This window comes from Novosphingobium sp. 9, from assembly GCF_025340265.1.
In the GTDB taxonomy this organism is placed as follows: Bacteria; Pseudomonadota; Alphaproteobacteria; order Sphingomonadales; family Sphingomonadaceae; genus Novosphingobium.
Window position 1 is genome coordinate 1,249,819 of record NZ_CP022708.1, and the last position, 24,314, is coordinate 1,274,132.

The window sequence follows — 24,314 nt, forward strand, 5'->3', positions numbered from 1 at the left end:
AAAGACCCCGGACATGACAACCGCTTCCCCTTTGCGCTCTTCCGGCTCCCGCCGGTCGTTGCGGATCGCAGCCGGAACGCTCGCTCTGTCGCTGGCGCTTGCGCTCGGCGCCTGCGGCGGGGTTCCGACCAACCGCTCGCTCGATTCGATCCACCAGCCCGAAGTCTCGCGCAACGACTACACGCTCGACATCGCCACGACGCCCGACGGTCTGGCGCCGGGCGAGGGCCGCCGTCTCAACGATTGGCTGGGGGCGATGGGCGTCAAGTACGGCGATCATCTCTATCTCGACGACCCCGCAGCCATTCCGGCAGTGCGCGATGCCGTCGCGGCGATCGGCCAGCGCGCGGGGATTACGCTTGACGGTGCCGCACCAGTGACGACCGGCTACGTCACGGCAGGCACCGCCCGTGTCATCATCACGCGCTACAAGGCTTCGGTTCCCGGCTGTCCGGACTGGAAGGGCAAGTCGGACTTCAACCCGAACAACGCCACCAGCGCGAACTTCGGCTGCGCGGTCAATTCCAACCTCGCCGCGATGGTCGCCAATCCGCAGGATCTGGTGCAGGGTCAAACCGACACCGGCAGCACGCAGGCGATGACCGCCTCCAAGGCCATCGACGCCTACCGCAAGGCCGACACGACCGGCTCCAAGGGCCTGTCCAGCAGTTCGGCAACCAGCAGCAGCAGCGGTTCAAGCGGAGGGAGCAACTGACATGAACGCACCCTGGAAAGGCTCGGGGCAGGCCCGCGACCAGTTCTGCGCCTACATGTGCGACGAAACCTCGCTCGACGTGGTTCGCCAGATCACCATCGAGATGGGCTGGCCGCCCGAGAAGTGCCATCGCGGTGGCCTGCGCAGCGCCGTACAGTCTCTGTCCGTCTCGGCAAGCCCGAACATCCTGATGATCGATCTGTCCGAAAGCGGCGATCCGCTGAGCGACATCAATGCGCTCGCCGAAGTGTGCGAACCGGGGACCATCGTGATCGCGGTGGGTCAGGTCAACGACGTGCGCCTATACCGTGACCTGCTGGCCAGCGGCATCCACGACTATCTGCTCAAGCCGCTGTCGCAGGGGCAGGTGCGCGATGCCATCGGTCAGGCGCAGGCGGTCTTCGCGGCCCCACGGCATGGCGACGGCGATGCACGCCGCCACCTCTCGACCGCCGTCATCGGCACCCGAGGCGGCATAGGCGCTTCGACGATCGCCACTTCGCTCGCCTGGCTGATGAGCACCGAGGACAAGTTCCCGACGGCGCTGCTCGATCTCGACATTCACTTCGGCACCGGCGCACTGTGCCTCGACCTCGAACCGGGGCGCGGGCTTGCCGATGCAATCGAGACGCCGAGCCGCATCGACGGCCTGTTCATCGAGCGTGCGATGATCCGCGCGAACGACAACCTCGCGATCCTTTCCGCAGAAGCACCGATTACCGCGCCGTTGCTCACGGATGGCAGTGCATTCCTGCAACTGCTCGAAGAGTTCAAGCAGGCGTTCGACATGTCGGTAATCGACCTGCCGCGCAACATCCTCATCAACTTCCCGCAACTGCTGGCCGAAGTGAACGTGATCGTGCTGGTGGTCGAAATGACGCTGGCATCGGCGCGCGACACGATCCGTATCCTCTCCTGGCTGCGCAGCAACGCCAGCCACACACAGATCCTGATCGTGGCGAACAAGGTCCAGCCCGCGATGGCCGAGATCAGCAAGAGCGATTTCGAGGCTTCGATCGAGACCCGGATCGACCACCTGATCCCCTATGACCTCAAGGCAACCTCGACTGCGGCGAAACTTGGACAGACGCTGGTAGATGCGGCGAAGACAAGCAAGGCGAGCGCTGTCATCCACGATCTCGAACGCGCCGTGGTGGCCACCAGCGCAGAGCTTTCCGGGAAGACCGAAGCGGCGCCCAAGACCTCGTTGCTGGGCAAGTTCGACCTCAAGTCGCTGATGCCCAAAGCCGCCGCCAAGAAGGCCGGGGTTCCGGCCCGATGATCCACCCCGCCACCGTCATGCTCCAGAAACGTCCGCCCATTTGCGAACGGGCCGGTGACGCATGCGGGCGGCCATTCCCCGTCTGGACAGCGCGATGAACACGCTTCCGCTCCTGATCGTCGCCGCCGGTATCACCACGTTGATCGTGTTGGTCTTCATGGCGTTTTCCGGCCCTTCGACAAGCAAGGAATCGACGCGCCGCCTGAAAGCCGTGCGCTTTAGGCATTCCGGCTCGGCCATGGACCGTGCCGAAGCCCAGTTGCGCAAGGCTGTCGCCGCCCGCCGTCGCCCTGCCCGGCGCGGTCCCGCCGGATCCACCTCGCGCATCGATGCGCTGGCCCTGCGGCTGGAACGCTCGGGCAAGAAGTGGACGATCCAGCAATACCTCTACGCCTCTGCCGGCGTCGGTGCGCTGGTCTTCCTGTTCATGCTGGTCAAGACCCATGCCCCGATCCTGGCGCTGATGCTGGGCCTGTTCGCCGGAGCCGGTCTGCCCCACATGGTGCTGGGCATGGCGATCAAGCGGCGCGGCAATCAGTTCACCTCGAAATTCCCGGATGCCATCGAATTGCTTGTGCGCGGCCTTCGCTCGGGCCTTCCCGTTACCGAAACGCTGGGCATCGTATCCGCAGAAGTCCCCGGACCGGTGGGGCAGGAATTCAAGCTCGTGACAGAGCGCATGAAGATCGGCCGGGCCATGGAGGATGCGCTTCAGGATACCGCCGATCGCCTGCAGATGCCGGAGTTCAACTTCTTCTGCATCACCCTCGCCATTCAGCGGGAAACGGGTGGCAACCTGGCAGAGACACTGGCCAACCTTGCCGATGTACTGCGCAAGCGCGCGCAGATGAAACTCAAGATCCGCGCCATGAGTTCGGAATCCAAGGCATCGGCCTACATCGTCGGCTCGTTGCCGTTCATCGTCTTCGGGCTGATCTACATGGTGAACCCCAAGTACATCGGCAATTTCTTCGTCGATCCGCGCCTGATGGTCGCCGGGATCGGCGGTTTCATCTGGATGTCCATCGGCGCCTTCGCAATGGCCAAGATGTGCAACTTCGAGATCTGATGCGCGGACCGGAAGAAAGAGATACGCCATGCTGAGCCAGCCCGCCGGCCCTACCCTTCTCGGTATCAACGTGATCTTCGTCGCCTCGATTCTGGCGGCTGTTGCTGCTGCCGCGGTGATGCTGGCGATCTATGCCGCCGTGACCGTACGCGATCCGATGAGCAAGCGCGTGAAAACGCTGACCGCGCGCCGCGAGGAACTCAAGGCCGGGATCACCACCGGCGCGCGCAAGCGACAGTCCGTCATCCGTCGCAACGACACGACCGATCGCATGGGCGCCTTTCTCGCCAAGCTGAAAGTCCTGCAGGACAGCCAGATCAAGGAAATCCAGCAGAAGCTTGCCTTTGCCGGAATCCGCGAGAAGGAATGGGCGGTCGCCGTCATCTTCGGCCGACTGGTGCTGCCGATCGCCCTGGGCCTGTTCGCAGCCGCCGTAATCTACTGGGCAGACTATTTCCCGGCCTGGGGGCCGATGAAGAAGTTCGGCGCCTTCGCGATCCTTGTGCTCGCCGGCTACAAGGGACCGGACCTTTTCATCCAGAATCTGGCGACCAAGCGCACCGCCGCGATCCGCAAGGGCCTGCCCGACGCGCTCGATCTGCTGGTGATCTGTGCCGAGGCCGGTCTCACCGTCGATGCCGCATTCGAGCGCGTCGCGCGTGAACTCGGTCGCGCCTACCCCGAACTGGGTGAAGAATTCTCGCTCACCTCGATCGAACTGTCGTTCCTGACCGAACGCCGTATGGCCTTCGAGAACCTGTCCTGGCGCGTCAATCTCGATTCGGTACGCGGCGTCGTTACCACAATGATCCAGACCGAACGCTACGGCACCCCGCTGGCCTCGGCCCTGCGCGTTCTTTCCGCCGAATTCCGCAACGAACGCATGATGCGGGCCGAAGAAAAGGCCGCGCGACTGCCCGCAATCATGACCGTGCCGCTGATCCTGTTCATCCTTCCCACCCTGTTCGTCGTCATCCTCGGCCCGGCAGCCTGCTCGATCGCCGATGCTTTCTCGAATGGGGGCCCCGGCCACGCCTAAGAGACCGGCAATCAGGCTGGTCCGTCCCAGAAGGCGCTTGCGACGACATTCTCTCGCGCTCCGGCCAGCGCCACGCGAAGTTCGGCGACGTCCCGCTTGGGCGCTGCGCCGAACAAGCGGCTGTAATCGCGACTGAACTGCGAGGGGCTTTCGTAGCCGACCTCGAAGCAGGCCGTCTCGACATTGAAGGCGCGCGCCACCATCAACCGCCTCGCTTCAAGCAACCGCAGGCGCTTCTGGTATTGTAACGGGCTCATCGCCGTGAGCGCCTTGAAATGGCGATGGAACGCCGATGCGCTCATGCGGGCAACCGCCGCCATGTCCTCCACGCGAACCGTCTCGCGAAATCGTTCGCGTAGCCAGTGCAGCGCCTCGATTACCGGTCGGGATGGACTTCCGGCCAGAGTCAGCCGTGCGATTTCGCCGCCACGAGGCCCGGTCAGGAGGCGATAGGCAATCTCGCGCAGGATCAGAGGTCGCAGAACCGGCACTGCCTCTGGCGTATCGCATAGCTCGACCAGCCGCAGCGCGCAGGCCGCGAGAGGGCCATCGAAATCGGTGACGTGAACGCCCCGCGTCGGCTCTCCCGCGAATCCCGGCAGGTCAGGCAGATCCTGCGCGACACTGCGCATGATCGCCGGGTCCAGTTCGAGAGCCAGAACCAGGCAGGGTTCAGCAGGACTGGCCTCGACCACGCGCCCGATCGACGGGGTCTCCACGCCGATGACCAGCGCCTGTCCGGCGCGGTATTCCAGCCGCTCGCCTCCGAACGTCGCCCACTTCGCCCCTTGGGCCACCACGCAAAGGGAAGGACGGAACAAAAGATGGCCCGGTGGCTTGGGGTGGTCCGAGCGCATGACGATCATGCCTTCAACCGGCGTGGCATAGGGGCTGACACCGGACTGGCGGTCAACGAAGCGCTCGATGGCGGCGATCAGGTCCTGCATGCCGGCAAACTGCGCCATAAAGCAGGATCGGGCAAGTTTTTCCGAGCGGTCAGGGCGCCTCGTCGCTTTCTACGAGTTCGGCTATCTCGAAGCGCCAATCGGTCCAGCCGCGCATCTTTGCCGCTTCCGCCGTGGCGGCACGCTTGCCCTTCGCCTCGGCCAGAGAGCGCGCATGCCCCCAGAACACCTCCGTCTTGCCATTTTCGAGTTCGGCAACGATCCGCCAGTAATGGGTGAACGGGTCGGCGGTCGGCCCGATGGTTTTCACATAGCCATCGGGCATCGTCGCCGTCAGCCAGCGCTTGCGGCGGCGCGCCATATCCCTGCCCCTCTGGTCGTCAGCGCGTCAGTACCGCTCGCCGAACAGGCGGCGAGCGATGGCATCAAGCTTCATGACCAGAGCAGGATCGCGCAAGTTCTGGGGTGTCACCAGCGCGTTATCGAGCGTGGTGTCAATCGGACTCGCCTCGCGCTCTGCAGGCAGACGCCGGGCGAACTCCTCCACGGCAGCCCGCGCCAGTTGCGCATTGTGCTCCATCACTTCCAGCACATGGCTGACCTCCACGGCAGCGCCGAAATCGCGCCAGGAATCGTAGTCCGTCACCATGCCGAGCACGGCATAGGGCAGCTCCGCCTCACGAGCGAGCCGCGCTTCAGGCATCGCCGTCATGCCGATCACGTCCGCACCCCAGCCCCGGTACATCCGGCTTTCGGCACGGGTCGAGAACTGCGGGCCTTCGATAGCCACATAGGTCGCCGCCGGATGGACGGTCGCTCCGGTTGCGCGCGCAGCCTCCATCGCCAGTTGCGACAGGCGCGGGCAGACCGGATCGGCCAGGCTGACATGCGCGACGAGGCCCGTGCCGAAGAAGCTGTTTTCCCGCCCATGGGTACGATCGATGAACTGGTCGACCATGGTGAAATGCCCCGGCGCCATCTCCTCGCGCAGCGAACCGATCGCCGAGAGCGAGAGCACGTCGGTCACGCCGCAGCGTTTGAGGACATCGATGTTCGCGCGATAGTTGAGGTCCGAGGGCGGAATGCGGTGCCCGGCCCCGTGCCTTGCGAGAAAACTGAAGCGCACCCCGTGCAGCGTGCCTGTCGTCACCATGCCCGAGGGCAGGCCGAAGGGACTGTTGACCTGGATCGCCTGGGCGTTTTCCAGTTCGATCCCGGCGGAGAGGCCCGAACCTCCGATCACGCCGATATGCCATTGGGTGCTTTTGTCAGCCTGCAAGGATACCTGCCATAATTAGGTCGATGCTATGTTCGCGATAACGATCGCGGAGCGACTCGGTCAAGGAATCCTCGCCGAAGCAATGGCGTAGCACGAGCCGCGCGGAAAAGAAGCGGTCCACCGCCCCGGTCACGGTGAAGAAGAACAACTGCGGATCGACGGATCGGAAGGCGCCGGAACGTACGCCCTCGCCGATCAGCGCCTCATAGGCACGGTATATCGGCGTCAGGTAGCTGTCGGCGATGCGTTGCGCCTCGGCGGGCGAGCTCTCCCGAATGAGACGCATGGTCAGGCGCATCAGGTAGGGCACCTCGTAGAAGGTATCGACCACCTTCGAGAGATGCCGCCGCAGCTTGGCCTCGCTCGACCAGTCATCCTTGGCGACCAGCGCATCGACGCTGGCGACGATCGCCTGCCAGTCGCGGTCGAGCAGCGCAGCGAGCAGCCCGGCCTTGTTGCCGAAGTAGTATTTCACCAGCGCCGAGTTCAGGCCCGAGCGCTGGGCAAGATCCGACAGCGAAATGTCGATCACATCGCCTTCGCGCATGATCGCATGCGCAGTATCAAGCAGGTGCTCGCGGGCACCCGGCGGCGGCGTGAGGCTGGAGGCGGTCATGAAAGGCCTACTTCGCCGCCATGCGCACCGCGCCATCAAGGCGCAGGCACTCACCATTCATATAGTCGCTCTCCAGCAGGAACAGCGCGGTCCGGGCGTATTCGTCGGGGCGCCCGAGACGCGCCGGAAAGGGCACCATCGCGCCCAGTGAATCCTGGACCGCCTGCGGCATCGCGGCGACCATCGGGGTCTGGAAGATGCCCGGCAGGATCGTGTTCACGCGGATACCGTCAGCCATCAGATCGCGCGCCAGCGGCAGCGTCATCGCCGCAACTCCCCCTTTGGACGCAGCGTAAGCGACCTGCCCGACCTGCCCGTCCTGTGCCGCGATCGAGGCCGTCGCGACAATGGCACCTCGCCCGCCCTCACTGTCCAGCGGATCAAGTGCCCCCATACCTGCTGCCCCGCGCGCTATGCAGCGAAACGTGCCAGACAGATTTACGGCAAGGACCTGCGCGAACAGTGCCATGTCGTGCGGCAAACGCCCCCCGTTTCACGATCGCGACGCACGGTGCGGGCAGCAGGCGCAATTCCGGCGCAAGTCACGAGAATCCGCTCTTGCCCATGCACCGCACGGGCAGCGGCGAAACCGGCATCGACACTCTCGTCACTGGTCACGTCAACAAGACAGAACAACGCGCCGGTCTCCGCCGCCAACGCCTCGCCAGAGGTCACATCGCGGTCGAACACGGTCACAGCGACATCACGCGCCCGCAGCGCGCGAACAGTAGCAGCGCCGAGTCCCGATGCCCCGCCTGTCACCACTGCCGCTATCGTCGAATCCAGCTTCATTGCGCCTCACACCCGCATCGGCGCGCCCTCGCCCGCCGTTTAACCAGTCGATTAATTGGCGTTCAAGGCAAGGTCAATGGCGAGATGGCGCCCAACGCCCCCGCGGAACAACGGCAAAACAACTGACATACGACATTACAAAGATGAAATTTGCATCTGCACATTGCAACATTGACGACACATTATCCGTCAATATGGCTATCTCGCTGAGATGCCTCTTCATTGTGGAATCGCTGTGGCGCTAAAAACACACTGTATGCACGTTTTTTGACAGCGCGATTGAATGCCATTGCAAGCGTAGACACGTCGGCGCAACAAGCTGACCCATCGCGGTATCGAGCCGCCCGCCCAGCTTTCGGAAGTTGCCGCAATGGCGCAGCAATCTTTCAAAGGCAGCGGAACAACACACAAGGGAACGCCATCTTGAAGACATCAACCGCCAAGGCTGCGCTGAGGGGCGCGACCTGCCTTTCGGTGTTTGCGCTGAGCATGGGGGCCACCGGCGCCTTCGCACAGGACGCGGCCACGACGACCACCGCAGCGCCCGCCGCCGATGCCGCCGACACTTCGGCGAACACCATCATCGTCACCGGCTCGATCTCGCGCAACCCGGCAGCTCAGACGGCCTCGCCGGTCACGGTGATCACGTCCGAGGACATGCAGAAGAAGGGCATGAAGACGGTTGCGGATCTGGTGCAGAACCTGGCCGCCAACAACGCGGGCACGCTCAATTCGAGCTGGTCGTCGCACGGCTTCGCGACCGGCGCCAGCGCGCCCTCGCTGCGCGGCCTGAACGATGGCTATACGCTGACGCTGTTCAACGGCATGCGCAGTGCGTACTACCCGCTGGCGGATGACGGCGAGCGCAACTTCGTCGACATCAACTCGATGCCTTCGGACATCCTCGACCGCGTCGACGTCCTACAGGACGGCGCCTCAGCAACCTACGGTTCGGACGCCATCGCCGGCGTGGTCAACGTGATCGTCAAGCGCCAGATCCAGGGCCTGCACATGGATGCATCGGCCGGTATCTCGCAGCGCGGTGACGGTGGCGAGAAGCGCATCTCGGCGACCTACGGCTATGGCGATCTCGACCGCCAGGGCTTCAACATCTTCGCCAACGTGATGTACCAGAAGAACGACGCGCTGCCGCTTTCCGCGCGCAAGGGTCTTTCGGGCACCGCCGACCAGAGCAGCGTCTGCGACAGCCAGGGCAACTGCCTGACCAACGGCATCCGCAACGGCGTCCAGGCCGACGGAAGCTACGACGGTTTCCAGTCCACCAGCGTTCCTTTCGTACGTCCGGTTGATGGCGACCTGAATCCCACCGGCACCGGCACGTATGCGCTGGCGAATCCGTCCGCAGGCTGCGGCAGCCTGACCGCCGCGACGCTGACCAGCGCCCAACAGGCCGGCACCACCGCGCCTTCGACGGTCTGCCAGCAGGATCTGGTCAACCAGTACGGCATGATGGACTCGCAGATCGTGCGCAAGGGCTTCACGGTCAAGGGCACCGCGAAGGTCGGCTCGAACGCCGAAGCCTTCCTGCTGTTCAACTACTACAACGTGAAGACCGCGAACCAGATCAGCCCGCTCAGCCTCACCGGCCAGACGGCTGCCGGCGGCACCACCGAGACGGCAAGCTCGATCTTCTTGCCGGTCTACGTCTGCTCGCAGGGCGTCGGCTCGATCGATGCCAACGGCAACCTGACGGCCAGCGGCTGCAACGCCAGCAACGGCACACTCAATCCCAGCAACCCTTACGCCGCGCAGGGCGAACAGGCACAGCTCTCGTCGCTCTACGACCGTCCGCGTGAAACCCTCACGGACGCCAAGACCTATCGCATCCAGGGCGGCATCGACGGCACCTTCGGCGCGAACAACGACTGGCACTACAACGTGCAGGGCCAGACTTCGTGGGTGACGCTGGGCATCACCAACAAGAACTACATCAACCTCGAAGGTCTGATGAATGCCGTCGCGCAGGGCACCTACAACTTCGCGGACCCTTCGGCCAACACCGAAGCCCAGCGCCAGCTGATCGCGCCGGACAACTACACCCGCTCGGTGTCGAAGTCCTCGCAGCTGCAGGCCAGCCTCGACCACGACTTCTTCCAGCTGCCCGGCGGCATGCTGAACGTGGCGGTCACGGGCCAGTGGCGCTACGAAGGCGTGAACAACCCCAGCGCCAACGCCCCGAACGAGGACGATCCCTACGATCGTTACTACTCGATCAACGCCGTGGGCGTGGATGCCAGCCGCCACGTCTGGTCGGCCGGGTATCAGGTTACGGCGCCGATCGTCGATATGCTGACGGTCACCGCGTCGGGTTCTTATGACCACTACTCGACGGGCATGCAGCACTTCTCGCCGAAGTTCGAAGCCAAGTTCAAGCCGATCCGCCAGGTGACGCTGCGCGGCACCTTCTCGAAGGGCTTCCGCGTTCCCAGCTTCATGGAAGCCTATGCAGAGCCGACCACCGGCTATGTGTCGACCTCGATCAACTGCAACAGCGCCGTCTACACGCAGTTCTGCGCCGATCACAACGCCTCGTACTATGGCAACAGCTACTCGTACGGCGTGACCTCGCAGGGCAACCCGGACCTGAAGCCGGAAACCTCGACGTCGTACACGTTCGGCACGGTGATCCAGCCGATCCACAACGTCACGCTGACGGTCGACTACTGGCACACCAAGATCAAGAACGTGATCATTCCGGTCTCCGTCACGACCGACATGATCAACGAGTACTACCAGAACAACGGTGTCGTGAACGTTCCCGGCGTGACCGTAACTCCGGGCGTCGCCGATCCGAACAACCCGTCGGCACTCCCGCTGCTGGGCACGATTTCGGGCAGCTACACCAACGCCGACTCGTACCTCGCCGAGGGCATCGACGTAGGTGCGGAAGCCACCGTACCGCTCACCAAGAACCTGACCTGGGAAACCAACTTCCAGGGCTCGTACCTGATGAAGCTGCAGCAGACTCTCGCCGACGGCACCGTGCAGCGCTATGACGGCACGCTGGGTCCGTGCAACGTGACCTCGTGCTCGGGTGCACCGAAGTGGCGCCTGAACTGGACCAACACGCTGGACTTCAACGGCAAGGGCAGCATCTCGCTGACCGGCTACTACACCAGCGGCTACTCGGAAGTGGCGACCGACTCGGGCGGCGTCTATGGCAATTGCCAGGCCAGCGCCGACAACGGCCAGGTCCTGTCGTTCTCCGATGGCAGCCCGGTCCAGTGCCGTGCGAAGGCCACCTTCGACCTCGACGCCCACGCCGAAGTCAAGGTTGCCGACAAGTTCACGCTCTACACCGACATCGAGAACCTTCTCGACACCAAGCCGGACTACGAGCCGAACGCGGCCTACGGCCTCTACCAGTACAACCCGGCATGGCAGGAGAAGCTGTTCATGGGTCGCTGGATGCGCGTTGGCGTCAAGATCGACATCTGATCGCCGGTTGCAACATCTGCAAAATGAAGAAGGGGCGGCCTCTCGCGAGGTCGCCCTTTTCTTGTTTCCGATGGCTCACAATTCGTCGCTCGGCTTTGTCGATCAGCGCCTCTGAAACCGCTGGCAACGAAGAGATTTCCAGGGAACTTTTCGTCAAGTTACAAATGTGTTGCCTTGCGATTACGCTCTTCAAACAAATTGCAGTCAAAGCAATCCGTCGGTTGCAAAGAACATGAACCTGAAACAATCTTGCAGGCATTGGTAAGGGAGCATCACCGGCGCAAGCCGCAAATCGAAGCCCCTCGCCGTCATGCGTTGAACAGGGGACGCTACCGAGATGCAAAAGATCGTTCGCAAGGCCGCCTTGTGCGGAGCCACCTACCTGACCGCTGCCGCGCTGCTGAGCTCCCCTGCCCTCGCGCAGGATGCGACGCAAGCATCCGGGCAAGCATCCGGCCAGACCTCCTTTACCTCCACGCCCGAAACCGTCGACGACGCCACCGCCGAGAACGCGATCATCGTCACCGGTTCGCGCCTCGGCAAGACTGCCGTCGCCGCGCAACCCACGATCACCCTGCAGGGCTCCACCCTGGCTGATCTTGGCTACACCAACATCGGCCAGGCACTGACCGAAAGCCCGCTGTTCGGTGTGCCGGGCAACAGCAACGCCGGATCGCAAGGCTCGTTCGGCGCCGGTCAGACCTTCGTCAACATGTACGATCTCGGCGCCCAGCGCACGCTGACCCTCGTCAACGGCAACCGTTTCGTCAGCGCAGGCAGTTCGTCGATCTTCGGTGCCGTGCAGGGCTCGCCGGTCGACCTCGGCCAGATCGCGCCCGGCCTTGTCGATCACATCGACACCGTCTCGGTCGGCGGCGCGCCGATCTACGGCTCGGATGCGATTGCCGGTACAGTCAATGTCGTACTCAAGAAGGACTATCAGGGCTTCTCGGCAACCGGTTCCTACGGCCTTGCCGCCAAGGGCGATGCGCCGGACTACAACCTGTCCGTCCTGATGGGGAAGAATTTCGACGAGGGTCGCGGCAACGTCACGCTGAACCTCTATTACGATCACCAGAAGGGCCTGCCCACCTCGGCCCGCAGCGCCACCGACGGCACCAGCACGTTCTTTGGCGCCGACCCTACAGGGACTTATTCCTACGCCCGCTATACGGGCGGGAAGCATTATTCAGTCTTCACCAACACCGGCATGCCGATCCTTGCCGACACCTACCCAATCATCAACGGCGAGCCCTATGGTTCGATCACGAATGCCTCCGGCCAGGCACTCTACTTCAACAAGGCCGGTCAACTTACCGTATTCAATAACGGTACTGCGCTCGCCGACGGCATCTCGCAGGCCGGCGGTGACGGCTTCGCGATCGACGATTACGGCAACCTGCTCGCCAACAACCAGCGCTTCCAGGGCACGCTGCTGGCGAACTACGAGTTCTCGGATGCACTGCGCTTCCATGGCGAGTTCTGGCTCGGTCACAGCAAGGCCTCGAATGTCGCCGACCAGCCCTTCTACAATACCTACCTGTTCGCCGATGCCGGTGACACCAACGGGAACCTGATCCTCTCGACCAGCAACCCCTATCTCAGCGCCGCGGATCAGGCGACGATCAAGGCGAACCTCGCTGCAGCGGGGCTGCCGACCGATCAGTTCTACCTCGCCCGCGCCAACACCGACCTGTCGACCGGCGCCTTCACCACCACTACCACGCTGGTGCGCGGGGTCGGCGGCTTCGACGGTGATTTCCACGTGGGCAGCCACAACTTCACCTGGGAAGCGACGCTGAACTACGGCCGGATCAGCTCCAACACCAAGACGCGCGAGATCGTCACCCAGAACTACAACAACGCGCTCGACGCGGTGCTCGACAGCAGCGGCAACATCGTGTGCAATCCGGGCTACACCAGTGCGTCGATCCCGACGCTGAACAGCACTTGCGCGCCGCTCGACATATTCGGCAACGGCAACGCCAGCCAGGCCGCGCTAGACTACATCACCGCGCTGGCCAAGACGCATCAGGTCAACACCCAGCTCGATATCGTGGCTGACGTGAAGGGCGATATTCTCACCCTGCCCGCCGGCAAGGTGCAGTTCGTCCTCGGCTACGAACACCGCCGCGAAAGCCAGGACTTCAATCCCGGCGATTTCTATCGCGGCGAGCTGCAGTCTGACGGCACCTATCTGCAGTATGGCAATTCGGTCCCGATGACGGCCGTCTCGGGTGCGTATCACACCGACGAAGGTTTCGGCGAAATCACCATTCCGCTGATCTCGCACGACATGAACGCGCCACTGATCCGTGCGGCCGACTTCCATGGCGCCGCACGTTATACCGACAACAACCTGACCGGCGGCTCGTGGTCGTACACCGCAGGCGGCACGCTGGAGACGGTTGCGGGGCTGACGCTGCGCGGCAACTACACGCAGTCGTTCCGTTCGCCCTCGGTCACCGAACTGTTCGCCCCGACCGGTTCGGTCTACGAAACCGCGAACGATCCGTGCGACTTCCGCTATATCGACAGCGGCCCCAACCCGTCCGTGCGCGCGGCCAACTGCGCAGCTGCAGGCCTGTCGCCGGACTTCCAGTCCAATATCGTCGACTACACCGCCAAGGGCACCTCAAGCGGCAACACCGGCCTGCGCAACGAACTGGCCAAGAGCTGGACGGCAGGTGTCGCCTTTGCGCCGTCGTACGTTCCGGGGCTCTCGATCACCGCAGACTATGTCAGCATCAACATCTCGAACGAGATCTCGCAGCCGGGCATGACCTCGCTGATGAACGCCTGCTACGATTCGACAGATTATCCGAACTCGTCCGCGTGCAGCACCTTCACCCGTGACTCCGACGGACAGGTCGTCGATTTCCAGGACAACTATCTCAACATCGCTATCGAGAAGTTCCGTGCCGTGCAGGCCGCCGCGAACTACACCTTGCCGCTCAGTGACATCGGCCTGCCCGACAAGGCCGGCGCGCTCAAGCTTGGTGTCACCTGGCTGCACACCACCAAGCATTACTACAAGGTAGGTCTGGACGATAACACGCAGGTTAAGGGCGGTTACACCGATCCGGTCGATTCGGTGCAGGGTAACATCGACTGGGGCACCAAGCGCTTCGACTGGCTCTGGCAGGTCACCTACTATGGACCGAGCAAGATCGATCCGAATGCTGGCGAGGGCACTTACGAATACCCCCGTATGAGCCCGTACTGGATGATCAACACCTCGGTCGGCGTGAAGGTGACCGACAACTTCAAGATTCGCATGATCGTCGACAACGTGTTCAATCTCGGCGTACCCAGCCCCTACACGACGACGAGCGCGAACAAGTATTTCGATGCAATCATGGGGCGTTATTTCCGCCTCAATGCCAGCGTGGACTTCTGATCCGACCAGAACCGCAGCATCACATTACCAAAAGGCCTCGGGAAACCGGGGCCTTTTTTGTTGGATCGCGGGGAACGGAGCGCCAGACCGCGCTTCAAGCCCCTCAGACTTCCGCTCTCCAAACCCTGCTCACACGTCAGGGGCACGGTTTTCGGGCATCACCATATTGCTGCCATTCGGAAGTTTCATCGCCTTCCAAAAAAATGCGCCTGCATGTTTTTTGCCACTCTGCATCCCGTTCGTGACATACTATTACGCAAATTTCACTCATAAGGCATGAGTGTTGCAAATGAACAACAACCGACGCGACACTTTGTGTCCGAACCGGAAAAGATATTGAACCCGTTCATCCCTGTGTCATCAATTGGCGCATGGCCGGGGGGCTTATGGTCACGCTCGCTCTCCCAGCCGCAAAAAACGAACTCGCATCGGGTCTGGTCACGCTCCCGGCGCGGGGATCGATTGCAACAAGGGACACATTAACAAATGAAGATCCGAAATCTTCGCAAGCGCGCGCTTGTCGCGAGCTCTGCGCTTAACGCGATTGCGGCGCTGGGCGGTGGGCTCGCCATCAGCGCCATGTTGCCGGATGTCGCAGCCGCGCAGGACTACACCTCGGGCGCCATGACCGGCACCGTCACCGATGACAGCGGCAAGACCGTTCCCGGTGCAACCGTGGTGATCAGCTCCGAATCGCTGGGTATCAACCGCACCGTCACGACCACTGAGTCCGGCTCGTTCCGCACCGTAGGCCTACCTGCCGGCAACTACAACGTCGAGGTCACGGGGCCGGGCGGAGGCTCGTTCCGTGCCGAAGGCGTGGTCGTACAGAACTCGTCGACCGCACAGATCGGCGTCACGCTTTCGACCGGCCAGGCAATCGTTGTCACCGGCGCGCGCGTGCAGCAGGCCTTTGCCGGCACTACCACCGGCATCAACGTGGATGTGCAGGACCTGGTCAAGACCACCGCGATCGGGCGCGATCTCAGCAGCATCATCCTGCTGGCACCCGGCACCACTTCGGGCGACTCGGCCTTCGGCAACTACGTCTCGATCGGCGGTTCTTCGGTCGCCGAAAATGCCTACTACTTCAACGGCATGAACATCACGAACTTCGACAACTACCTCGGTAGCGCCGAAATTCCGTTCGACTTCTACAAGTCGGTCGAAGTGAAGTCGGGCGGCTACTCGGCCGAATACGGCCGCGCCACCGGCGGTATCATCAACGCGGTTTCGAAGTCGGGCACCAACGATTTTTACGCCGCCGCACACATCAACTGGTCGCCGAACTACCTGCGCAGCAGCTCGAAGGACCTTTTGAACTGCGATGAGGACGGTTGCGTACGCAGCACCGACCGCGAAGCCGACCGCGCCAACAACTTCTCCACCACGCTGGAAGCGGGCGGCCCGATCATCAAGGATCGCCTGTTCGTCTACGGCCTTCTGCAGACCCGCCACGTCACCCAGCTGACTCACTCGCTGTCGTCGGGCACCGCCTATCGTTACGAGGATAACGATCCGTTCTGGGGCGCGAAGGTCGATGCCTATCCGATCGACAGCCAGCACCTCGAATTCACCATCTTCGACACGCGCCACACCAACCACCGCACCGCGATGCCGATCACGGTAGCGGATAACGGCGACATCTCCTACGGTGCAGGCAGCAAGCTGGACTACAAGTACGGCGGCGTAAACTTCGTCGGTAAGTACACCGGCACGATGACCGACTGGTTGACGGTTTCGGCCGCTTATGGTCGCGTAAAGGATCGCTTCGACACACCTATCGAAGATTCGGCAACACCTTACGTCTATAATAACTCTGGTCACGCCGTTGGCCAGTACGGCAACGCCAGCTACCTGACCGATCAGCGTAGCGCTACCGTGGGCGAGCCTTACAACACTGAGCGAAAGTTCTTCCGCGCAGATGCTGACCTGTATTTCAGCCTGCTGGGTGATCACCACATCCGTGGCGGTTACGATACCGAAAAGAACACGCTGAATCATTACACGAACGACACCGGTACGGCGCTGTGCGACAGCGGCTACCTGTCGACAGAGCTGTGTGCCCAGGGTGGTGGTGCTTACATCTCGCTGCTGAGCTCTGCCACGACTGATGGCAGCGGCACCGTCGATTACGCACGCCTCACCTATTATCAGGCTGGCGGTAGCTTCAAGGCTCGCAACTCGGCGTACTACATCCAAGACGAATGGAAGGTAACGCCGCGCCTGACCCTGAACCTTGGTCTGCGCCGCGACGACTTTGCTGTGAACAAGGCTGACGGTTCGACCATGGTCGACCTGAAGAAGAACTACGCACCGCGCCTGTCGGCCACTTACAAGCTGTGGAACGATGAATCCGGCACGATCAAGGCCTTCTACGGCACCTATTACTCGCCCGTCGCCAGCAACACGGCTTATCGCCAGGCATCTTCGGAATACTACTTCCGCGAAGCCTGGGCCTATTCGGGAATTGACTCGAACGGCATCCCGATCCTGACCAACCAGCTCACCAACATCCCCGCGTTCACGGCAACCTGCCCCTTCGGCATCACGCCGGGATCGAGCGGATCGAACTGCACCGTCACGGGTAATGGCACCGTGCCGGATACCAACGCTGCAATCGCCAAGAACCTGAAGGCGACCAAGGAAACCGAAATCATCCTCGGTTACGAGCAGCGCGTGGGTGACTGGACCTTCGGCCTGACCTACACACACCGCAAGCTGAACCGTACGGCAGAAGACATGGCGATCGACGCCGCCGTCAATGCGTACTGCGAGCAGAACGGTCTGGATTGCGGTGACACCTGGTCGGGTTACACCCAGTATGTCATCACCAATCCCGGTTCGGACCTGACGGTCAACCTGAACGGCCTCGACGGGCGCCAGGTCACCTTCACCGCCGCAGAACTGGGTTACCCGAAGGCGAAGCGCTCTTTCGACGCTGTGACCTTCGAGTTCAAGCGTCCGATGAAGGACGGCTGGACCATCCAGGGCAACTACATGTGGTCGAAGAGCAAGGGTAACATCGAAGGTGGTGTGCAGTCGGACTTCGGTCAGGACGATACCGGCATCACGCAGGACTTCGACCAGCCGGGCTTCACCGAATACGCCTATGGCTACCTGCCGAACGATCGTCGTCACCGTATCAACATCTTCGGTGCCGTCGAACTCAGCAAGCAGTTCACGCTGGGCCTGCGTGCGCAGATCCAGTCGCCGCGTCACCTGAGCTGCATCGGCTACTATCCGGTCGAAGACTCGTTCGAGAACGGCTACGGCGCTGCCTCGCACTATTGCGGCGGCGAACCCAGCCCGCGTGGCACGGCCCAGAAGAGCGACTGGACGTCGACCTTCGACATCTCGGCGCGCTACAACGTCACGATCCCGAGCGGTCAGACCGTCACGCTGCGTGCTGACGTGTTCAACCTGCTCAACTCGCAGGCGATCGAGAAGCGCTACGAAATCGGCGAAATCGGCTATGGCGTGGCTGACCCGAACTATGGTCAGGCGACCGGGTATCAGGCTCCGCGTTACATCCGCGTGGGTGCTGACATCACGTTCTAATCCTTTCGGACCATTGCGAAATGAGAGAGGCGGGCCTTGCGGTCCGCCTCTTTTCGTTGGGCTGCCTCAAAGAAAAAGGCGGAAGCATCTCTGCTCCCACCCTTTTTCTTTGTATTCGGCGAGACTTATTCCACCGTCATCACCAGCGCGCCATCGCCATCCTCGATATGAACGTGCGAGCCATCAGGCACGTCGCCTGCCAGCAGCCTTTCAGCCAGCGGGTCCTGCAGGTAACGCTGCACCGCACGCTTGAGCGGCCGTGCGCCATAGATCGGATCGTAACCGACCCGACCCAGCCAGCGCTTGGCCGCCTCGGTCAGATCGAGCACGATCTTGCGATCCTTCAGCAGCTTCTGCACCCGGTTGACCTGGATATCGACAATCGGCCCCATGTGGCTTTGCCCCAGCCTATGGAACAGCACGATCTCGTCCAGACGGTTGAGGAACTCGGGCCGGAAATGCCCGCGGACCACCTCCATCACCTGCGGCTCGACCGCCTCGACATCCTGATCGTCATCCAGGCTGGCGAGGTACTGGCTGCCCAAGTTGCTGGTCAGGATGATGATCGTGTTGGTGAAGTCCACCTGACGCCCCTGTCCGTCGGTCAGCCGCCCGTCGTCGAGCACCTGAAGAAGGACGTTGAAGACATCGGGGTGCGCCTTCTCCACCTCATCGAACAGCACGACCTGATAGGGCCTGCGCCGTACTGCCTCGGTGAGCACACCGCCCTCGTCGTACCCGACATAGCCCGGAGGCGCGCCGATCAGGCGGGAAACCGCGTGCTTCTCCATGAACTCCGACATGTCGATGCGCACCATCGCGGTGTCATCATCGAACAGGAATTCGGCGAGCGCCTTGGTCAGTTCGGTCTTGCCGACGCCCGTGGGCCCGAGGAACAGGAACGAGCCGAGCGGTCGGTTCGGGTCCTGAAGCCCGGCACGCGCACGGCGCACCGCCTTGGACACGGCGGCAACCGCCTGCTCCTGCCCGATGACACGCGCGCCGAGCACCTGCTCCATGTTGAGCAGCTTCTCGCGCTCGCCCTGCAGCATGCGATCGACCGGAACGCCAGTCCAGCGGCTGACGACGCCTGCGATATCGTCCTCGGTCACTTCCTCGCGCAGCAGGGCATTGCTCGATTGGGCCTGCGCTTCCGAGAGCTGCTTTTCCAGCGCGGGGATCTTCGAGTACGAAAGCTCGCCCGCCCTGGCATAGTCGCCCTGACGCTGTGCCTGCTCCAGTTCGATCCGCGCGGCATCGAGCTGCTCCTTCACGCGGCCCTCGGCAGCGATCTTGTCGCGCTCGTTCTGCCAGCGGGTGGTCAACTCGCTCGACTGCTGTTCAAGGTTCGCCAGTTCCTCGCGCAGCGCCACCAGCCGGTCCTTCGAGGCTGTGTCGTTCTCCTTCGAAAGCGCCATTTCCTCGATCTTGAGCTGGATGATGCGGCGGTCGAGCTTCTCGATCTCCTCGGGCTTGCTTTCCACTTCCATGCGGATGCGGCTGGCGGCCTCGTCCATCAGGTCGATCGCCTTGTCAGGCAGGAAGCGGTTGGTGATGTAGCGGTTCGACAGCGTCGCCGCCGCCACCAGCGCGCCATCGGTGATCCGCACGCCGTGGTGCAGTTCGTACTTCTCCTTGAGCCCGCGCAGGATCGAGATAGTGTCCTCGACCGTGGGCTCGCCCACAAAGACCGGCTGGAAACGGCGCTGCAGGGCCGCGTCCTTCTCGACGTACTTCTGATACTCGTCGAGCGTGGTCGCACCGATGCAGTGCAGCTCTCCGCGCGCCAGCGCTGGCTTGAGCAGGTTGCCCGCATCCATCGAGCCTTCGGAAGCGCCCGCGCCGATCAGCGTGTGCATCTCGTCGATGAAGAGGATGATCTGGCCTTCGGCGCCCTTCACCTCGTCGAGCACGGCCTTCAACCGCTCCTCGAACTCGCCGCGATACTTCGCGCCCGCGATCAGCGACCCCATGTCGAGCGCCATCAGCTGGCGATCCTTGAGCGAATCGGGCACGTCGCCATTGGCGATGCGCAGCGCGAGCCCCTCGGCGATGGCCGTCTTGCCGACGCCGGGATCGCCGATGAGCACGGGGTTGTTCTTGGTGCGACGCGCGAGAATCTGCACGGTGCGACGGATTTCCTCGTCGCGGCCGATCACCGGGTCGAGCTTGCCGTCCTTTGCCGCCTGCGTCAGATCGCGCGCATACTTCTTCATTGCGTCGTAGGCGTTTTCTGCACCCGCGCTGTCGGCGGTGCGACCGCCGCGCAGCTGGGTGATCGCGGCTTCCAGCGCCTGCGGGGTGAGATTGCCCGTCTCCAGCGCCTTGCCCGCCGCCGTGGTCTTGGCGAGCGCCAGTGCCAGCAGCAGCCGCTCGACGGTGACGAAGCTGTCGCCCGACTTGGCGGACAGCTGCTCGGCCTGATCGAGCACGCGCACCGCGTCGTTATCGAGCCCCGGCGCGCCTTGTGCGCCGCTGCCCGAGACCGACGGCAGCTTGGCCAGCGCCGCATCCAGTTCCTGCACGGCGAACGCGGCATTGCCGCCCGCGCGCTGGATCAGCCCGGCGGCCATGCCTTCGGGATCATCGAGCAGGGCCTTGAGGATATGTTCGGGCGCAATGCGCTGATGGCTCAGCCGGATCGCGACGGTCTGCGCCGCCTGAAGAAAGCCCTTGGCGCGGTCGGTAAACTTTTCGAGATTCATGGAACGAGTTGCCTCCTGATCCCTCAGATATAGTGTTGCATTATTGCCACACAAGAGGCCGGGTCGCCTCAAATTCGCAAGCACGCCCGGCCCGCCGATCATGTGGGCGCAAGACAAGCGATTTCAATCGCCTCACCGCGAAAATGGCTCGGATGGCCCTTCCCCAATCCCAAGGCCGTGTTACACATTGCCTATGCGACACACCCCCCTTTCGCGCACGCTCGCGCTAACCGCCGCCCTTGCCCTGCCGCTCGCCGCGCTGTCATTCGGCGCCCCGGCGCTCGCGAAGGCCAAGCCGCCCGCTCCAAGTGCAGCGGCGCCCAGCGCAAAGGACACCGCACCGGCGGCCAGCCCGGCCCAACTCGCCGCCCAAATCGACATTCCCTACCAGACCTTCACCCTGCCCAATGGCCTCACCACCATCGTCCATACCGACCGCAAGGCACCGATCGTCGGCGTGACGGTCTACTACCGCGTCGGCTCCAAGAACGAGCCGCGCGGCCACACCGGCTTTGCGCACCTCTACGAGCACCTGTTCTTCGGCGGCTCGGCCAATGTGCCCAACTTCGATATTCCGCTGGAGGCGGCAGGCTCCACCGCCACCAATGGCTCGACCTGGTACGATCGTACCAACTACGTCGAGACCGTGCCGACCGGCGCGCTTGATCTTGCCCTGTTCATGGAAAGCGACCGCATGGGCGACCTGCTCCCGGCGGTGACGCAGGACAAGCTCGACAAGCAGCGCGGCGTTGTCCAGAACGAAAAACGTCAGGGCGACAACCAGCCCTATGGCCTCGTCCAGTACGCCGAAGCCGAAGGGCTGCTGCCGATCGGCCACCCCTATCGCCACACCACCATCGGCTCGATGGCCGACCTCGACGCCGCGACGCTGACCGACGTGCGCAAGTGGTTCACCGACCATTATGGCCCCAACAACGTGGTGCTCGTGCTCTCGGGCGATATCGACGCGGCGACGGCCAGGCCCAAGGTCGAGAAGTGGTTCGGCTGGATTCCGCGCGGTCCCGCCGTGCAACCGGTGAACGCCGGCCCGGTGACACTGGCCGCGCCCAAGTCGCTCGACATCACCGATCAGGTGCCCGTGCTGCGCCTGATGCGCGAATGGACCGGGCCGGGCGTCAACGATCCCGAGACGCCGGCGCTACAGGTGGGCCTCTACATTCTCGGCGGCCTTGGCAGTTCGCGCCTCGACAATGCGCTGGTGCGCGGCTCGCAGCAGGCCGTCAGCGTTTCCGCCTCCGATCAGGTGCAGCAGGAACTGAGCTATCTGCAGGCGCAAATGGACGTGAAGCCCGGCGTCGATCGTGCCGCGGCGGAAGCGGCCTTCGACAAGGTGATCGCCGACTTCATCGCCAAGGGGCCGACCGCAGACGAGGTGCAGCGCGCCGTCGCCAGCATCATGTCGAGCCAGATCGACGGGCTGGAAATGGTCGGCGGCTTCTCCGGCAAGGGTGCCACACTGGCCGAGGGTGAGGTCTATTCGGGCGATCCGGCCAAGTACAAGAAGGACCTCGAAGCGATGGCCGCGCTGACGCCCGAGGCGGTGCGTGCAGCGGTCGCCAAGTGGATGGGCCGCCCGGTGTTCAAGCTGGCGATCGTGCCGGGTGAGCGCACGATGAGCGGCGATCAGCTTGGCGGCTGGGGTGACGAAAAGGACCACCCGGCCCCGCCGAAGGACCCGCACGTCAAGGCACCGGCGCTGCCCGAAGGCCCCAAGCGCACTGCGCCTGCGGTACAGCCTGTCGAAGCGCTCAAGTTCCCCACGCTGGAACGTGCAACGCTGTCCAACGGCATTCCGGTGGTGCTGGCCCGCCGCACCGCGATCCCCAAGGTGGAGATCGCCATCGACTTCGACGCCGGTTACGCCGCCGACGCGCTCGACACACCGGGCACGCAGGGACTGATGCTCGGCATGCTCGACGAGGGCACGACTACCCGCAGCGCCACCCAGATCGCCGAGGAACAGGAGCGTCTGGGCGCGCAGATCCAGACCGGAGCCTCGCTCGACCAGAGCACCATCGGCCTCAGCGCGCTGACCGCCAACCTGGCCCCGTCGCTGGCACTGGCCGCCGACGTGCTGCTGCACCCGGCCTTCAAGGCAGAGGACGTGGCGCGCGTGAAGGGGCAGACCGAGGCCAAACTGGCGCAAGTGCTGTCCTCCCCCAACTACCTTGCCAACCGCACGCTGGCCGCCGAACTCTACGGCAAGCATCCCTACGCCCAGCCTTCGGACGGCCTCGGCAATGCGGCCTCGCTCGCCGCTCTGACGCCCGCTGACCTCAAGGCCGCACACGACAAGTGGCTGCGCCCCGATCTCGCGAAGATCACCGTAGTCGGCGATATCACCATGGCGCAGTTGAAGCCCCTGCTCGAACAGGCGTTCGGTGGCTGGAAGGCACCGGCAGGCGCCAAGCCGGTCAAGCCGATCACCGCCGCCACACCCGCGCCCACCGCGCGGATCGTGCTGATCGATCGTCCGCACTCGCCGCAGTCGGTCATCATGGCCGGGCGCGTGGAGGCCCTCACCGGCCGCACGCAGGGCATGGAGCCGCTGATGCTGGCGAACGATGTGCTCGGGGGCGACTTCCTTTCGCGCCTGAACAGCGACATTCGCGAGGAGAAGGGGTGGAGCTACGGCGTCGCCTCGGGCGTCACCCAGCCGATGGGGCCACGTGCGCTGACCCTGCGCGCGCCGGTGCAGTCGGACAAGACCGGCGCCTCGATCGCCGCAATGATCGCCGACATGAAGGCATTCCCGGCGACCCAGCCCGTCACCCCGGTCGAGCTCCAGCGCGTGACCGACGGCACCATCCGGGGCCTGCCGAACGAGTTCGAGACCAACAGCGATGTCCTCTCGGCCATCCGCAAGGACGAGCTGCTGGGCCGCCCGGATGACTATTACGCCAGGCTGCCCGCCACCTTGCGCGCCATCGACGGCAAGGCGATCGGACAGGCTGCCGCACAATGGTTGCAGCCCGGCGGCATGACCTTCGTTATCGTGGGTGACAAATCGGTGGTCGAACCCCAACTCAAGGGTCTTGGTCTGCCGGTCGAAGTGCGCGAGGCTCCCAAGGTCGGCGGCGCGAACGCCGATGGGGACGATACAGGAGAGAACTGATGGGAATTGCCGGAACCTACGACTTTGCAGTCGCCACCCCGATGGGTGAACAGAAAGGCACGCTGAGCGTGGTTCCGGACGCCACCGGCGCCTCGTTCACCGGCAAGGTCGCGGGCGCGCTCGGCGCGCTCTCGATCACCGGGACCGTTTCGGGCGATACGCTCGAATGGACGATGAAGACGCCGGTGCCGATCCCGCTGGAGATCGAATGCTCCGCGACAATTTCCGGCGACACCCTTTCGGGCACCGCCAAAGCCGGGTTCATGGGCAGCTATCCGATGACGGGCACGCGCACCGGGTGATTCTGGCAGCCTGACCCAGACTCCGATCACGAAAAAGGCCCGCGCTCCTCACCG

The 24,314-nt window shown here is 63.4% G+C and carries 14 protein-coding genes and 1 pseudogene; 9 read left to right on the forward strand and 6 right to left on the reverse strand.

Annotation, left to right across the window (positions count from 1 at the left end; translation table 11 throughout):
• Positions 1-13: 13 nt before the first annotated feature.
• The 4 genes from CI805_RS20290 to CI805_RS20305 all read left to right on the forward strand — a co-directional run bounded on the left by CI805_RS20290 (position 14) and on the right by CI805_RS20305 (position 4,105).
• Positions 14-715 (forward strand): CpaD family pilus assembly protein, encoded by a 702-nt coding sequence (locus tag CI805_RS20290; protein WP_260928615.1) that lies wholly within the window; start codon positions 14-16, stop codon positions 713-715.
• Between the two features lies 1 nt (position 716).
• A complete protein-coding gene (locus CI805_RS20295) occupies positions 717-1,997 on the forward strand; it encodes a CpaE family protein (protein WP_260928616.1) in 1,281 nt (426 codons plus the stop codon).
• Positions 1,998-2,091: 94 nt separating this feature from the next.
• Positions 2,092-3,066, forward strand: a complete 975-nt coding sequence (locus tag CI805_RS20300) for a type II secretion system F family protein (protein ID WP_260928617.1) — start codon at positions 2,092-2,094, stop codon at positions 3,064-3,066.
• 28 nt (positions 3,067-3,094) lie between these two features.
• Complete coding sequence (locus tag CI805_RS20305; protein ID WP_260928618.1) at positions 3,095-4,105, forward strand: type II secretion system F family protein; 1,011 nt, start codon at positions 3,095-3,097, stop codon at positions 4,103-4,105.
• Positions 4,106-4,116: 11 nt separating this feature from the next.
• Here the strand turns inward: CI805_RS20305 and CI805_RS20310 are convergent, their stop codons facing one another.
• The 5 genes and pseudogenes from CI805_RS20310 to CI805_RS20330 form a co-directional block, all read right to left on the reverse strand.
• A complete protein-coding gene (locus CI805_RS20310; protein ID WP_260928619.1) occupies positions 4,117-5,070 on the reverse strand; it encodes an AraC family transcriptional regulator in 954 nt (317 codons plus the stop codon).
• Positions 5,071-5,101: 31 nt separating this feature from the next.
• The gene (locus CI805_RS20315; protein WP_260928620.1) at positions 5,102-5,371 is read right to left on the reverse strand and encodes a hypothetical protein; all 270 of its coding nucleotides are present in this window, start codon (positions 5,369-5,371) and stop codon (positions 5,102-5,104) included.
• Between the two features lie 27 nt (positions 5,372-5,398).
• Positions 5,399-6,253 carry an S-methyl-5'-thioadenosine phosphorylase gene (locus CI805_RS20320; protein WP_260928621.1) on the reverse strand — a complete coding sequence of 285 codons (855 nt, stop codon included), beginning with the start codon at positions 6,251-6,253 and terminating at the stop codon, positions 5,399-5,401.
• 25 nt (positions 6,254-6,278) lie between these two features.
• Positions 6,279-6,905 (reverse strand): TetR family transcriptional regulator, encoded by a 627-nt coding sequence (locus CI805_RS20325; protein ID WP_260928622.1) that lies wholly within the window; start codon positions 6,903-6,905, stop codon positions 6,279-6,281.
• Between the two features lie 7 nt (positions 6,906-6,912).
• Positions 6,913-7,697, reverse strand: a pseudogene (locus tag CI805_RS20330) (SDR family oxidoreductase).
• A gap of 423 nt (positions 7,698-8,120) precedes the next feature.
• Here CI805_RS20330 and CI805_RS20335 point away from each other — a divergent pair.
• From CI805_RS20335 to CI805_RS20345, 3 genes are all read left to right on the forward strand, one after another.
• Positions 8,121-11,156, forward strand: coding sequence for a TonB-dependent receptor plug domain-containing protein (locus tag CI805_RS20335; RefSeq protein ID WP_260928624.1), 3,036 nt, complete (start codon positions 8,121-8,123; stop codon positions 11,154-11,156).
• 337 nt (positions 11,157-11,493) lie between these two features.
• Positions 11,494-14,556 carry a TonB-dependent receptor domain-containing protein gene (locus CI805_RS20340; RefSeq protein WP_260928625.1) on the forward strand — a complete coding sequence of 1,021 codons (3,063 nt, stop codon included), beginning with the start codon at positions 11,494-11,496 and terminating at the stop codon, positions 14,554-14,556.
• A 486-nt stretch (positions 14,557-15,042) separates the two neighbouring features.
• Positions 15,043-18,117, forward strand: coding sequence for a TonB-dependent receptor domain-containing protein (locus CI805_RS20345; RefSeq protein WP_260928626.1), 3,075 nt, complete (start codon positions 15,043-15,045; stop codon positions 18,115-18,117).
• A 125-nt stretch (positions 18,118-18,242) separates the two neighbouring features.
• Here the strand turns inward: CI805_RS20345 and clpB are convergent, their stop codons facing one another.
• The gene (gene clpB, locus CI805_RS20350; RefSeq protein ID WP_260928627.1) at positions 18,243-20,822 is read right to left on the reverse strand and encodes an ATP-dependent chaperone ClpB; all 2,580 of its coding nucleotides are present in this window, start codon (positions 20,820-20,822) and stop codon (positions 18,243-18,245) included.
• A gap of 193 nt (positions 20,823-21,015) precedes the next feature.
• Between clpB and CI805_RS20355 the strand changes: the two genes are divergently transcribed.
• Positions 21,016-23,958 carry a M16 family metallopeptidase gene (locus CI805_RS20355; protein ID WP_260928628.1) on the forward strand — a complete coding sequence of 981 codons (2,943 nt, stop codon included), beginning with the start codon at positions 21,016-21,018 and terminating at the stop codon, positions 23,956-23,958.
• Positions 23,958-24,260, forward strand: a complete 303-nt coding sequence (locus tag CI805_RS20360) for a hypothetical protein (RefSeq protein ID WP_260928630.1) — start codon at positions 23,958-23,960, stop codon at positions 24,258-24,260. Before CI805_RS20355 ends, CI805_RS20360 begins: the two co-directional genes overlap by 1 nt.
• Positions 24,261-24,314: the final 54 nt, after the last annotated feature.